6 protein-coding genes, 1 tRNA gene and 1 rRNA gene are annotated in these 14,649 nt (G+C 69.8%); 1 reads left to right on the forward strand and 7 read right to left on the reverse strand.

Features of this window, described 5'->3' with window-relative positions:
- Nucleotides 1–59: 59 nt before the first annotated feature.
- From ACFYO9_RS21485 to ACFYO9_RS21500, 4 genes are all read right to left on the reverse strand, one after another.
- Nucleotides 60–962: a helix-turn-helix domain-containing protein gene (locus tag ACFYO9_RS21485; protein ID WP_358777080.1), complete on the reverse strand. Its 903-nt coding sequence runs from the start codon at nt 960–962 to the stop codon at nt 60–62.
- A 212-nt stretch (nt 963–1,174) separates the two neighbouring features.
- Nucleotides 1,175–3,973: a DNA translocase FtsK gene (locus tag ACFYO9_RS21490; RefSeq protein ID WP_358777079.1), complete on the reverse strand. Its 2,799-nt coding sequence runs from the start codon at nt 3,971–3,973 to the stop codon at nt 1,175–1,177.
- A 146-nt stretch (nt 3,974–4,119) separates the two neighbouring features.
- Entirely contained in the window at nt 4,120–4,803 is a 684-nt protein-coding gene (locus tag ACFYO9_RS21495; protein ID WP_355804268.1) for a response regulator, read from the reverse strand.
- A 244-nt stretch (nt 4,804–5,047) separates the two neighbouring features.
- The gene (locus tag ACFYO9_RS21500; RefSeq protein WP_358777078.1) at nt 5,048–10,570 is read right to left on the reverse strand and encodes a HAMP domain-containing protein; all 5,523 of its coding nucleotides are present in this window, start codon (nt 10,568–10,570) and stop codon (nt 5,048–5,050) included.
- Between the two features lie 348 nt (nt 10,571–10,918).
- Here ACFYO9_RS21500 and ACFYO9_RS21505 point away from each other — a divergent pair, with 348 nt between their 5' ends.
- Complete coding sequence (locus ACFYO9_RS21505; RefSeq protein ID WP_358777077.1) at nt 10,919–13,540, forward strand: SpoIIE family protein phosphatase; 2,622 nt, start codon at nt 10,919–10,921, stop codon at nt 13,538–13,540.
- Nucleotides 13,541–13,587: 47 nt separating this feature from the next.
- Here the strand turns inward: ACFYO9_RS21505 and ACFYO9_RS21510 are convergent.
- The 3 genes from ACFYO9_RS21510 to rrf form a co-directional block, all read right to left on the reverse strand.
- Nucleotides 13,588–13,660 (reverse strand) — tRNA-Thr (locus tag ACFYO9_RS21510).
- Between the two features lie 106 nt (nt 13,661–13,766).
- Nucleotides 13,767–14,444 carry a DegT/DnrJ/EryC1/StrS family aminotransferase gene (locus ACFYO9_RS21515; protein WP_358777138.1) on the reverse strand — a complete coding sequence of 226 codons (678 nt, stop codon included), beginning with the start codon at nt 14,442–14,444 and terminating at the stop codon, nt 13,767–13,769.
- A gap of 120 nt (nt 14,445–14,564) precedes the next feature.
- A 5S ribosomal RNA gene (rrf, locus tag ACFYO9_RS21520) occupies nt 14,565–14,649 on the reverse strand; the annotation flags it as partial.

The raw sequence follows: 14,649 nt of genomic DNA on the forward strand, positions 1-14,649 counted from the left end.
ACCGGGCCGGTCCCGCACCCCGCGGAGCGTCGCTGGTCAGACGCCCTCGCGGGCCGCGGTCAGCCCGCCTGCGGGTCGCCCTTGGTGTACGTGAGGCGCTCGACCTGGCCGGGCTCGAATTCGTTGTCGACCTGCTTGCCGTTCACGTACAGCTTGATCGCGCCCGCGTCGCCGAGGACGAGATCGATCTTCTGCTTGTCCTGGAAGGTCTTGTCCTGACCCTGCTCAAGGACGCCGTCGAAGAGGGTCCGACCGCTGTGGTCCTTGGCCGAGATCCAGCTGCGGCCCTCGGGGGCGACGACCTTCACCGTGACCTTGTCGCGCGGGACACCGGCGATGGCGCTGTCCGACGGGTCGGGCTTGGGGTCGGCGGGCTTGGCGGGCTTCGGCTTCTTCACCGGCTGGGAGGCCGCGGGCGTGGGGCCCTCGGCGAGCGACTTCGAGCTGTCCTTGTCGTCGCCGCCGCCGAACGCGGTGAAGCCGACGAAGCCGATCACCGCGACGATCGCGGCGACCATGGCGGCCGTCCAGTTCGGCCGGCGCGGCTCGGAGCGGATGCGTTCGGCCTCGAAGAGGGGCGCCGCGGGGGTGGGCGCGGGCGGGCGGCCGCCGTGCCCCTCGTCGTACTGGGCGAGCAGCGGGGCCGGGTCGACGCCGACGGCGCGCGCCAGCGTTCTGATGTGGCCGCGGGCGTACACGTCGCCGCCGCAGCGGGAGAAGTCGTCCTGTTCGATCGCGTGCACGATCGGGATGCGCACGCGCGTGGAGGTGCTGATCTCGTCGACGGTCAGACCCGCGTCGATACGGGCCTGCCGCAGGACACGGCCGATCGGGAGCCGGTCGTCGGCCTGGCGGTCGGCGGCCTGCGTCCCGTCTGCCGCGCTCTCGTCTGCGGCGCGGTCGGGGCGGTCGAGGCGGTCGTCTGAAGGACGGTCGTCTTCAGGGGAGTTGCCGATGGACACGGGGGCGCCTTTCGAGCGTGTAGCCACCTGCCGGAGGTTCAGTTTAGGCGGGTCCTGAAAGGGTGGGGCAACCGGACGGACGGACTTTGTACGCCATCAGAATGGCCGGACATCCTGATGGTGGGACATCGTGCTCTTATCTCCCTCAACTTGACGTGCGCCGAAGGGAAACGGTTGCCTGCTGATCCCTTACGGGTGAGCCTGGCCCGGCCTTATGGGCTAGCCTCCCCGCGGATCACCGCGAGCACGCCGTCCAGCTCGTCAGGTTTCACAAGAACGTCACGTGCCTTGGATCCCTCGCTGGGCCCGACGATGGAGCGCGACTCCATCAGGTCCATCAGCCGGCCGGCCTTCGCGAAGCCGACGCGCAGCTTGCGCTGCAGCATGGACGTGGACCCGAACTGGGTGGAGACCACCAGCTCGGCGGCCTGGCAGAGCAGATCGAGGTCGTCGCCGATGTCCTCGTCGATCTCCTTCTTCTGCTTGGTGCCGACGGTGACGTCGTCCCGGAAGACCGGCGCCATCTGGTCCTTGCAGTGCTGGACCACCGCGTGGATCTCGTCCTCGGTGACGAAGGCGCCCTGCATACGGGTGGGCTTGTTGGCGCCCATCGGCAGGAAGAGACCGTCGCCCTTGCCGATGAGCTTCTCCGCGCCGGGCTGGTCGAGGATGACGCGGCTGTCGGCGAGCGAGGAGGTCGCGAAGGCGAGGCGGGAGGGCACGTTCGCCTTGATCAGGCCGGTCACGACGTCGACCGAGGGCCGCTGGGTGGCGAGCACCAGGTGGATGCCGGCCGCGCGCGCGAGCTGGGTGATGCGCACGATCGAGTCCTCGACGTCGCGCGGGGCGACCATCATCAGGTCGGCGAGCTCGTCGACGATCACCAGGAGGTACGGGTACGCCTGGAGCTCCCGCTCGCTGCCCTCGGGCGTCTTGAGCTTGCCCTCGCGCACGGCCTGGTTGAAGTCGTCGATGTGCCGGTAGCCGAAGGCGGCGAGGTCGTCGTAGCGCAGGTCCATCTCGCGCACGACCCACTGGAGGGCCTCGGCGGCCCGCTTGGGGTTGGTGATGATCGGCGTGATCAGGTGCGGGATGCCCTCGTACGCGGTGAGCTCGACCCGCTTGGGGTCGACGAGGACCATCCGGACGTCCTCGGGCGTCGCTCTTATCATGATCGAAGTGATCAGGCAGTTGATGCACGACGACTTGCCGGAGCCGGTGGCACCGGCCACCAGGATGTGCGGCATCTTCGCCATGTTGGCCATCACATAGCCGCCCTCGACGTCCTTGCCGAGCGCGACGAGCATGGGGTGGTCGTCCTCGGCCGCGTCGGCCAGGCGCAGCACGTCGCCGACGTTGACCATCTCGCGGTCGGTGTTCGGGATCTCGATGCCGACCGCGGACTTGCCGGGGATCGGCGAGATGATCCGGACGTCGGGCGAGGCGACCGCGTACGCGATGTTCTTGGCCAGCGCCGTGATCTTCTCGACCTTCACGGCGGGGCCCAGCTCGATCTCGTACCGCGTGACCGTCGGCCCGCGCGTGAAGCCGGTGACGCGCGCGTCAACCTTGAACTCGGTGAAGACGTTCGTCAGCGAGTCCACGACCGCGTCGTTGGCGGCGCTGCGGGTCTTGCCGGGGCCGCCGCGCTCCAGGAGGTCGAGCGAGGGCAGCGCGTAGGTGATGTCGCCGGACAGCTGGAGCTGCTCGGCGCGGGGCGGCAGTTCGCGCGGGGGCTCGGGCGCGGGCTTGGTGAGGTCCTGTACGGCGCTCTGAGCGGGCGCCTGCGGCTTCTTCTTGAGCTTGCCGGGCACCGGGGCGTCGGTGGCGCGCGCGGTCGGCACGGGGGCCGCGGGCTCCCGCTCCTCGCTGTGTTCGCGGTCCTCCCGCTCCCCGGAGACGCCCTGGGTCAGATCGGCGACCAACGGCGACGGCGGCATGCCGTGCAGCACGGCACCGTCCAGGGCGGCGGCAGCGGCGGCCGCCACGTCCACGGCGTCCATCGGCCGGTCCATGTCCGGCTGTACGGGGGTCCTGCGCGGCCTGCGCCGCTTGGAGAGGGCGTCCTCCTCGGCCCGGTCGGGACCGTAGCCGTCCGGGTCGTACCCGTCGGGGGCGGGGGTGCGCCGGCGCGAGGGGCGGGCGGGCAGCGCCTCGCGCCACTGGTCCTCGTACCGCTCGTCGTCGTCGAAGTAGACCTCGGCCTCCGGCTCGGGCTGGACCACGCCGAGCTTGGTGCCGAGCAGCCGCAGCCGCTGCGGGATGGCGTTGACGGGCGTCGCCGTGACGACGAGCAGCCCGAAGACGGTGAGCAGCACCAGGAGCGGCACCGCGAGGATCTCGCCCATGGTGAAGATCAGCGGCGTGGAGGAGCCCCAGCCGATCAGACCGCCGGCATCCCTTATCGCCTGCATCCCGGAGCTGCGCGCGGGCGAGCCGCACGCGATGTGGACCTGCCCGAGGATGCCGATGACCAGGGCGGACAGGCCGATCACGATGCGGCCGTTGGCCTCGGGCTTCTCCGGGTGCCGGATGAGGCGTACGGCGATGGTGCCGAACAGCAGCGGCACCAGCAGGTCGAGGCGGCCGAACGCACCGGTCACCAGGACCTCCACGAGGTCGCCGACCGGGCCGCGCAGGTTCGACCAGGTGCCCGCGGCGACGATCAGCGCGATGCCGAGCAGGAGCAGCGCGAGGCCGTCCTTGCGGTGCGCCGGATCGAGCCCCTTGGCGCCCCGCCCTATGCCGCGGAACATGGCGCCGACTCCGTGCGCGATGCCCAGCCAGACGGCGCGCGCCAGCCGGTACACGCCCCCGGTGGGGCTGGGCACCGGCCTGGGCGCGGGCTTCTTCGCCGCGACCTTCTTGGCCGGCGCCTTCCTGGCGGGCACCTTCTTTGCCGCGATCTTCTTCGCGGGCGGTCTGGCAGCGGCCTTCTTCGCCGGAGCCTTCGTCGGCGCGGCCGCCTTCTTCGCGGGCGTCTTCTTGGCTGCGGACTGACGTGAGGCCATGGGTGTGAGGTTACCGGTGTCGACCACTGCGGACACGTGTGCCCACTGCTTCACCCGTTTGTGTCGCCCTTGCGGTGGCGGAGAACTGACGGCGCTTCACCGCGCTCACGCGGCACGAAACCTCGTCAGGGAGGCTCCGTGCCACGTCAGTTCTGCGAGGGGACCGAGGGCGCGCCGCTGCCGGTGCCCGGCTCCAGGGCGTCAAGCGCCCGGCGGAGGCCGGTGAGTTTGCGTTCGAGATGGGCGGCGGTGGCGACCGCCGCGGCATCCGCCGACTCGTCGTCCAGCTGTTTGGACAGCGCCTCGGCCTGCTCCTCGACCGCGGCGAGCCGCGCCGACAGCTCGGCGAGCAGCCCCGCGGGCTCCTTGGCGTCGCCGGCCACGGCCTTGCCGCTGCCCTCCAGCTGGAGCCGCAGCAGCGCCGCCTGCTCCCGCAGTTGGCAGTTCTTCATGTACAGCTCGACGAAGACCGAGACCTTCGCGCGCAGCACCCACGGGTCGAACGGCTTGGAGATGTAGTCCACCGCGCCCGCCGCATAGCCACGGAAGGTGTGATGCGGTCCGTGGTTGATGGCGGTGAGGAAGATGATCGGGATGTCCCGCGTCCGCTCCCGCCGTTTGATGTGCGCGGCGGTTTCGAAGCCGTCCATTCCCGGCATCTGGACGTCCAGCAAAATGACCGCGAAGTCGTCCGTGAGTAGTGCTTTGAGCGCTTCCTCCCCGGACGATGCCCGCACCAGTGTCTGATCGAGCGCAGAGAGGATGGCCTCCAGCGCCAGCAGATTCTCCGGCCGGTCATCGACCAGGAGGATCTTGGCCTTCTGCACCATGGCCCGCCCTCCTCGCCCCGGCGGTACACCGGGCGCCGCCCCAGAGGACGACTCCCTTGCGCCGCCCGTCCTTGTGCCGGTCATGGTAGCCGCACCCCGCCTGTCGCCACACCCTGTCACCGCGATGTCACTGTGCACGTAGCAGAAACGCGGTGGGAGACCAGAAGGTTCCCCGCACACCGCGGTTCTACACGACCTCCGCCACACTCTGTCAGCAACTGCGTGTGACGAAGCCGGTTCTCGGTCACTCAGCGCGCATCCACTGCTCCATCACCGACAACAGATGATCCGGGTCGACCGGCTTCGTGACGTAATCGGAAGCTCCGGAGTCGATGGCCTTCTCCCGGTCGCCCTTCATCGCCTTGGCGGTGAGCGCGATGATCGGGAGGCCCGCGAACTGCGGCATCCTGCGGATCGCCGTCGTCGTCGCGTACCCGTCCATCTCGGGCATCATGATGTCCATCAGAACAACCGCCACATCGTCGTGCTGCTCCAGCACTTCGATGCCCTCCCGGCCGTTCTCCGCGTACAGCACCGCGAGGCCGTGCTGCTCCAGGACGCTGGTGAGCGCGAAGACGTTGCGGATGTCGTCGTCGACGATGAGGACCTTCTCACCGCCGAAGTGGATGCCGGGCCGGGCCGCGGCAGGGGCCGGGGTCTCCTGCACCGAAGGCCACTGATCCTGCGGGCGCTGCTCCTGGGGCCGCTGCTCCTGTCCGCCGGGAGCCGACTGCCCCGGCAGCGCCGAGGGCTCCTGCGCGGGCGCGGGACGGCGCCGCCTGCGGAAGAGCGCCGCGGGGCCCGTGGGCGCCTCCTGGCGCGCCGGGGCGGCCTCGGGCCGGGCCGTGCCCTCGGTCGAGGGGGCCTCCTCCAGGGCGGGCAGTTCGCGCGGCTGGGGCGCGGGCGCCAGCTGCGTGTAGCCCTGGGGCGGCAGTTCGCTCGGGTGCAGCGGCAAATAGAGCGTGAACGTCGAGCCGCGGCCCGGCTCGCTCTGCGCGTGGATCTCGCCGCCGAGCAGCCGCGCGATCTCCCGGCTGATGGAGAGACCGAGGCCGGTGCCGCCGTACTTCCTGCTCGTCGTGCCGTCGGCCTGCTTGAACGCCTCGAAGATGACCCGCATCTTGCTGGCCGCGATGCCGATGCCGGTGTCCGTCACCGAGAAGGCGATCAGGTCGGCGTCCGCGTCGCGCAGCGAGCCCGCCTCCAGGAGCTGCTCGCGGATGGCGTTGGGCACGTCGTTGTTGGCGTGCCGGATCACCAGCTCGACCGCTCCGGAGTCGGTGAACTTCACCGCGTTCGACAAGAGGTTGCGCAGCACCTGGAGGAGGCGCTGTTCGTCCGTGTGCAGCGTGGCGGGCAGTTCCGGGGAGACCCGTACGGAGAAGTCGAGCCCCTTCTCCGCGGTCAGCGGCCGGAAAGTGGCCTCTACGTAGTCGACGAGTTGGACCAGCGCGATGCGCGTCGGGGAGACGTCCATCTTGCCGGCCTCGACCTTCGACAGGTCGAGGATGTCGTTGATCAGCTGCAGCAGGTCCGAGCCCGCGCCGTGGATCGTCTCGGCGAACTCGACCTGCTTGGGCGTGAGGTTCGCGTCGGCATTGTCGGCGAGCAACTTGGCCAGGATCAGCAGGGAGTTGAGCGGCGTGCGCAGCTCGTGCGACATGTTCGCGAGGAACTCGGACTTGTAGCGCATCGAGACCGCGAGCTGCTCGGCCCGCTCCTCCAGGACCTGCCTGGCCTCCTCGATCTCGGTGTTCTTGACCTCGATGTCACGGTTCTGCTGGGCGAGCAGCTCGGCCTTCTCCTCCAGCTCCGCGTTGGAGTCCTGAAGCGCCTTCTGCCGGTTCTCCAACTCGGCCGAACGCTCCCGCAGTTGCTCGGTCAGCTCCTGCGACTGCTTCAGCAGCACCTCGGTCTTGGTGTTGACGCTGATGGTGTTGACGCTCGTCGCGATCATCTCGGCGATCTGGCTGAGGAAGTCCTTCTGGATCTGCGTGAAGGGCTGGAAGGAGGCCAGCTCGATCACGCCGAGGACCGTCCCCTCGAAGAGCACCGGGAGCACGATGACCTGCGCGGGCGGCGCCTCGCCGAGCCCGGACGCGATCCGCAGATAGCCGGACGGCGCGTTCTCCACGAGGATCGTGCGCCGCTCCTTGGCGGCCGTCCCGATGAGCGTCTCGCCGGGCCGGAAGGACGTCGGCATGGACCCCATGGAGTACCCGTAACTGCCGAGCATCCGCAGCTCGTACGCGTCCTCGTGGTCGCCCCCGAGGTCCTGTGCGTCGTCCGTCGGCATCGCGAGGAAGAACGCGCCGTGCTGCGCCGAGACCACCGGCGTCAGCTCGCTCATGATCAGCGAGGCGACGTCGTCCAGGTCGCGGCGGCCCTGCATCAGACCGGAGATCCGCGCCAGGTTGCCCTTGAGCCAGTCCTGTTCCTTGTTGGCGAGGGTGGTGTCGCGCAGGTTGGCGATCATCGTGTTGATGTTGTCCTGCAGCACCTGGATCTCGCCGGCGGCGTCGACCTCGATCTTGAGGTTGAGGTCGCCCCGGGTCACCGCGGTGGCGACCTTGGCGATGGCGCGCACCTGACGGGTGAGGTTTCCGGCCATCTCGTTCACGGACTCGGTGAGGTCCCGCCACGTGCCGTCGACGTCACGCACGCGTGCCTGACCGCCCAGCTGGCCCTCCGTACCCACCTCGCGGGCGACCCGGGTGACCTGCTCGGCGAAGGACGACAGCTGGTCGACCATCGTGTTGATGGTGGTCTTCAGCTCCAGGATCTCGCCCCGGGCGTCGATGTCGATCTTCTTGGTCAGATCACCCTTGGCGATCGCCGTGGTGACCATCGCGATGTTGCGGACCTGACCGGTCAGGTTGGACGCCATCGAGTTCACGGACTCGGTGAGGTCCTTCCACGTACCGGAGACGCCCGGCACCCGCGCCTGGCCGCCCAGGATGCCGTCGGTGCCCACCTCACGGGCCACACGCGTGACCTCGTCGGCGAACGAACTCAGCGTCGTCACCATGGTGTTGACCGTGTCGGCGAGCTGCGCGACCTCGCCGCGCGCCTCCACCGTCACCTTCTTGGTGAGGTCGCCGTTGGCGACCGCCGCCGAGACCTGGGAGATGTTGCGCACCTGGCTGGTCAGATTGTTGGCCATCAGGTTGACGTTGTCGCTCAGGTCCTTCCAGATGCCGGTGACGCCCGGCACCCGCGCCTGGCCGCCCAACTGGCCCTCGGTGCCCACCTCGCGGGCCACCCGGGTCACCTGCTCGGCGAACGACGACAGCTGGTCGACCATGGTGTTGACGGTCGTGACGAGTTCGAGGATCTCGCCCTTCGCGTCGACGGTGATCTTCTTGGAGAGGTCGCCCATGGCGACGGCGGTGGTGACCTCGGCGATGTTGCGCACCTGCAGGGTGAGGTTGTTCGCCATGCCGTTCACGGACTGCGTGAGGTCCTTCCAGGTGCCGGAGACACCCTGCACCTCGGCCTGGCCGCCCAGGATGCCGTCCGTACCCACCTCGCGGGAGACCCGCGTGACCTGCTCGGCGAAGGCGGACAGCTGGTCCACCATCGTGTTCAGGGTGTTCTTCAGCTCCAGGATCTCGCCGCGCGCGTCCACGTCGATCTTCTGCGACAGGTCACCGCGCGCCACCGCCGTCGCCACCTGCGCGATGTTGCGCACCTGCGCGGTGAGGTTGCCGGCCATGCCGTTCACGGAGTCCGTCAGATCACGCCACACGCCGGCCACACCGGGCACCTGCGCCTGACCGCCCAGGCGCCCCTCGGTGCCCACCTCGCGGGCCACCCGGGTCACCTGGTCCGCGAAGGCGGACAGCTGGTCGACCATCGTGTTGATGGTGTTCTTGAGTTCGAGGATCTCGCCCCGCGCGTCGACCTCGATCTTCTGCGACAGGTCGCCGCGCGCCACCGCCGTGGTGACCTGCGCGATCTGGCGGACCTGCGACGTCAGGTTGCCCGCCATGAAGTTGACGGAGTCCGTGAGGTCCTTCCACGTACCGCTCACGCCGTCCACACGCGCCTGGCCGCCGAGCCGGCCCTCGGTGCCCACGTCCCGCGCCATCCGCGTGACCTGGTCGGCGAAGGACGACAGCTGGTCCACCATCGTGTTCACGGTGTTCTTCAGCTGGAGCATCTCGCCGGAGACGTCCACGGTGACCTTCTGCGACAGGTCACCGTTGGCGACCGCCGTCGTCACCTGGGCGATGTTGCGGACCTGCCCCGTGAGGTTGCGGAACGCGGTGTTCACCGAGTCGGTGAGGTCCTTCCACGTACCGGCCGCGCCCTGCACCTGCGCCTGACCGCCGAGCTCGCCCTCGACGCCGATCTCCCGCGCCACGCGCGTCACTTCGGAGCCGAAGGCGGAGAGCTGGTCGACCATCGTGTTCGTGGTGTTCTTCAATTCGAGCATCTCGCCCGCGACGTCCACGGTGACCTTCTGCGACAGGTCACCGTTGGCGACCGCCGTCGTCACCTGCGCGATGTCGCGCACCTGCGTCGTGAGGTTCCGGAAGACCGTGTTGACCGAGTCGGTCAGGTCCTTCCACGTACCGGCCGCGCCCGGCACGTTGGCCTGGCCGCCGAGCTGCCCCTCCGCGCCGACCTCGTTGGCCACGCGGGTGACCTCGTCCGCGAACGTCCGCAGCGTCTCGGTCATCTGGTTGATCGTCTCGGCGAGCTGGGCGACCTCGCCGCGCGCGCTCACCGTCACCTTCTGGGACAGATCGCCGTTCGCGACCGCCGTCGTGACCTGGGCGATCCCCCGCACCTGGGCGGTGAGGTTGCCGGCCATCAGGTTCACCGAATCGGTGAGGTCCTTCCACACGCCCGCCACACCCGGCACCTGCGCCTGGCCGCCGAGCTCGCCCTCCGTACCGACCTCGCGGGCCACCCGCGTCACCTCGGAGGAGAACGACGAGAGCTGGTCCACCATCGTGTTGACGGTGTTCTTCAACTCCAGCATCTCGCCCGCGACATGAACCGTGACCTTGCGGGACAGATCACCCTTCGCCACGGCCGTCGTCACCAGCGCGATGTCCCGCACCTGGGCGGTCAGGCGGTACGCCATGGTGTTCACGGAGTCCGTGAGGTCCTTCCACGAACCGGACATCCCGCGCACCCTGGCCTGCCCGCCGAGCTTGCCCTCGGTGCCGACCTCGCTGGCCACGCGCGTGACCTCGTCCGTGAAGGTGGAGAGCTGGTCGACGAGGTTGTTGACCGTCCGCCCGACCTTCAGGAACTCGCCGCGCAGCGGATGCGCGGCCCCGTCGACCCCCTGGGCCCGCAGCTCCATGCGCTGCTCCAGGTCGCCCTCCGCGACCGCGGACAGCACCCGGCCGACCTCGGAGACGGGACGTACGAGATCGTCGACGAGCGCGTTCGAGGCGTCGATCGCGGCCGCCCACGAGCCCTCGCTCGCCCCGGCCTCAAGTCGTTCCGTGAGTTTTCCCTCACGTCCGACCATGCGCCGCACCCGCGAAAGCTCACCGGTGAGGTGCAGATTTCGGTCAGCCACCTCGTTGAAGACGGCGGCGATCTCGGACATCACGTCGTCGCCGGAGACCGTGAGCCGCTTACGGAAGTTGCCGTCCCGCATCGCCACCAGGGCTGCGAGCAGCCTGTTCAGAGCCGCAGCGTCCACTGAAGCCGTCGTCCCGTTGCGCGGTTTGCGCTGTTTGTTCAGGGACTGTCCGTCTTTCGCGCGCGTTTTAGAACCCCGCGTCGCTGCGCCAGACTCCACTGTGTCCCTCCCGCAAGGGTCGACCGGTACTGCTCGGGTATTTCTGGGCTGTCTCCATGAAGCTTGCCCAGTGTTTCACCATGGCCGAACCAGGCCATAACAGTTCGGCAGCTTCGCACACCGTCCGCACACCCTCCGGGCGGAAACACTGACGACCGGCATCAGCATGGACGGCGAAGGTAAGTAACCTTGCATCCGGCTGTCCAACCACCCCGGTCCTGCCCAACCAGGGCGGTGGTACACGAACAAGCGGGCATCGGAGGGGCGGCCGTCACCATGGGTTCGGGAGAACTGGGCGTCGAGACAGTCGCCACTGTCGACGTCGTCGATACTCGTACGAGGAGTGCTGTGATCACCGCGCGCGCGGCTGCCACCTTCGACCCCGTCGGACGTTCCGTCGCGACGGCCCGCTCCTTCGTGCGCGACACCCTGCAGGGCTGGGGTTTCTCGGACATCGTCGACGACGCCGTGGTCCTCACCAGCGAGCTGGTCACCAACGCCGTGGTGCACGCCGGGACGGCCGCCGACGTCGAGTGTCTGCGCAGCGAGGACGCCGTACGCATCGAGGTCTCCGACCGCTATCCGGAGCGCGAGATCCCGCTTCAGCAGTCCTCGGTGAACATGGGCAGCCCCGACCGCGAGGGCGGCCGCGGCCTCCAGCTCTGCGCGGCCCTCGCATCCCGCTGGGGCGTCGACTACACGCCCACCCACAAGCAGGTCTGGTTCCAGCTCGACCTCCCCCACCGCCCCGTGGGCACCCGCTCCGCCGGCCCCTCGCTCCCGGCCGCGCTGCTGCCCATCGCCGACGGCAGAGTCCGCGTCGCCGTCATCCAGATCGACCGCCCGGGCGCCATCTCCGCCTGGAACGAAGACGCCGAGGAACTCTTCGGCTACGGCTCCGAGCAGGTCATGGGCAAGCCGCTCAGCGACCTCGCGGCCTGGCCGCACACCCCGGGCACCAGCACCGGCATCGCCGAGGCCCTGCAGCTCTCCCGCTGGGAGGGCAGCTACGGCGTCCGCGGCGCCGACGGCTGCGTGATCCCGGTCTACGCCTCGCACCTGCGCGTCCGCGACGCCGACGGCGAACCCTCCACGGTCTGCCTGCTCGTACGCGACGACGAACGCGCGGTGCTGCAGACCCCGCTGCGCGGCGCGCCCCCCGAGCCGGGCTCGCGCACCGAGCCGCACGCCACGGACCCCTTCGAGGTGTTCATCGGCTCCCCCGCCCCCGACGACCTCGACGGCCTGCTCCAGCGCACCGTCGAGCGGGCCCGCGACATGCTCGACGGCGACGCGGCCTTCCTGCTCCTCGCCACCGACGACGAGACGGAACTGGAGGTCCGCGCCTCCACGGGCCTGCCCTCCGCCCGCCAGCGCTTCGCCCGCGTCCAGGTCGAGTCGGCCCCCGGACGGTACGGCTCCGCCCGCATGCCGGCCGTCCACGAGGACCTGACGGTCGTGCCGGGCGCGGTCCCGCTGCTCGCCGGCACGGGCATGCGCTCCGTCGTCACGGTCCCGCTGAAGGTGGAGGGCCGCCTCACCGGCTCCCTGGGCGTCGCCGCCGAGGCCTCCGGGCGGTACTCGAACGAGGAGGCCCTGCGCCTGCAGTTCGCCGCCGACCGCATCGCCCTGGCCGTGGAGTCCGCGCGCCTCGGCGAGCTGGAGCGGCTCCGCCGCGGCTCGCTCTCCTTCCTCGTCGAGGCCTCCGACCTCCTCGCGGGCACCCTGGACCGCGACCAAACCCTGGCCCTCATGGCCCAGATGACGGTCCCGACCCTGGCCACTTGGTGCGCCGTCTACACGATCGCCGACCAGTCCGCCGAGCCCTATCTCTCGTACGTCCTGCACGAGGACGAGGAGCGCATCGACGGCCTCAAGGCCCTCCTGTCCAAGATCTCGCCGCCGGACCCGGTGCCCACCCCCGGCGCCCGCATCTGGGCGGCCCCGTCCGAGGCGGCCCACCAGGCGGCCCTGCGCACCTCGATGCGCAGCCTCGGCCTCGGTGAACCCATGACCCTCGGCTCGGGCATCGGCACGACGCTCTCCACCGCGTCGGCGGTGGGCGGCGAGACGGTGGTCTTGCCCCTGGTCGCCCGCAATCGCGTCATCGGCATGCTCACCCTCGGTAAGCCCGCCGACGAACACTTCCGCCAAGAGATCCTGGAATTGGCCGAAGATCTCTCCCGCCGGGCGGCACTCGCCCTCGACAACGCCCGCCTCTACTCCGAGCGCATGGCCATCAGCCAGTCCCTGCAGCGCAGCCTGCTGCCGCCGGGGCTCCCGCCGGTCCCGGGCGTCGAGGTCGAGGTCATCTACCGCGCGGCCGGCGAGGGCAACGAAGTCGGCGGTGACTTCTACGACCTCTTCCCGATCCGCGACGGCGCGTACGGCTTCGCGATCGGCGACGTCTGCGGCACGGGCCCGGAGGCCGCGGCCGTCACGGGCCTCGCCCGGCACGCCCTGCGGCTGCTCGCGCGCGAGGGGTTCGGCGGCCCGGCCGTCCTGGAGCGGCTCAACGCCGCGATCCTCGACGAGGGCGCCCGCAGCCGCTTCCTGACGCTCCTGTACGGCGAGTTGTGGCCCCAGGAGGACGGCTCGGCGGTCCTGAAGGTCGTCTGCGCCGGCCACCCGCTGCCGCTCCGCCTGCGCCAGGACGGCACGGTCGAGCCGTACGCGGAACCGCAGCCACTGCTCGGCGTCATGGACGACCTCGAACTGTACGAGCAGACGATGACGCTCGACCCGGGCGACGTCCTGCTCTGCGTGACCGACGGCGTCACCGAACGCCGCGAGGGCACCCGCATGCTGGGCGACGACGGCCTCGCGGACGTCCTGACGACCTGCACGGGTCTGACGGCGGGAGCGGTCGCGGCACGCATCATGCGCGCGGTGGAGCGCTTCGCGACGGACGCGCCCTCCGACGACATGGCGATCCTCGCGATGCGGGTGCCCGGCCTGCAGAAGGACTGAGTACGCAGAAGGCCCCCGCCCAGTTGGGCGGGGGCCTTCTTTAAGTGAGCCCCCAAGCGGAATCGAACCGCTGACCTTCTCCTTACCATGGAGACGCTCTACCGACTGAGCTATAGGGGCCTGTTGCCTTGTGGGGGTTTTCCCCGCGGCAACGGAATAGATCATACCTGAAATCGAAGGGTGCCTCGAACCGCCTTCCGACTTCCCGCTTCCGGCTTTCGACCTCTCAGAACGCAGGCTGCAGCAGCCCGCCGAGCGCATTGCACGCGGAGACGACACGGTGCAGCTCGCGCCGCGACAGGGACGCGTCGGCCGGCAACGCCAGCGTCTCGTCGGCGGCCCGCTCGGTCTCGGGCAGACGCACGTCCCGCCAGAACCGCGGCATGCGGTGCACGGGCGTCTTCACCGGCACCCGGCAGTCAACTCCCTTGGCCCGTACGGCCCGTGCGAAGGCGTCCCGGTCGGGCCGCCCGTTCCCGGGCACGCGGACGACGTACTGCTGGTAGTCGTGCCCCTCGCCGCCGTCGGGCGTCACGACACCGCGAAGGCGCCCGCTGAGATACGCGGCGTGCGCCCGCCGACGCTCCAGTATGTCGTACGAGGTCTCCACGGCCGCGGCGTCCGGCTCCCTGCGCTCCAGTACGAGGAGTCCCTGCCGGTTCCCGACGTCCCGCAGCCGCTGCACCTCGGCCTGGTTGCCGAAGCGGTGCACGACGACGACGGCGGCCGTCCGCGGGGTCACCACGGCGTTCACGGCGTCCGGGTCGAGGCAGTACGTGGCCGGGTCTATGTCAGCGAAGACGGGCACCGCGCCGGCGAGGACCACGTCCTCGGCGACCTCGGCGTTCCCGTAGGCCGGCACGACGACCTCATCGCCGGTGCCGACACCGGCGGCGCGCAACAATCCAACTGTCCCCATGTCTGGCGATGTTGGTTGCACGACGTGAACGGAAGGTGACGCACAACAAAAAAGAGCTGGTCCCCGAACCGAAGTTCAGGGACCAGCTCTTATCATTCAAAATTAGTTCGGCGGCGTCCTACTCTCCCACAGGGTCCCCCCTGCAGTACCATCGGCGCTGTGAGGCTTAGCTTCCGGGTTCGGAATGTAA

The sequence above is a fragment of the Streptomyces sp. NPDC005863 genome (assembly GCF_042871345.1).
Lineage (GTDB): Bacteria > Actinomycetota > Actinomycetes > Streptomycetales > Streptomycetaceae > Streptomyces.

What these genes read in the sequence shown, in the direction of transcription:
- ACFYO9_RS21490 (WP_358777079.1), bottom strand. Translation starts at nt 3,973, where the DNA reads ATGGCCTCACGTCAGTCCGCAGCCAAGAAGACGCCCGCGAAGAAGGCG.
- ACFYO9_RS21495 (WP_355804268.1), bottom strand. Translation starts at nt 4,803, where the DNA reads ATGGTGCAGAAGGCCAAGATCCTCCTGGTCGATGACCGGCCGGAGAAT.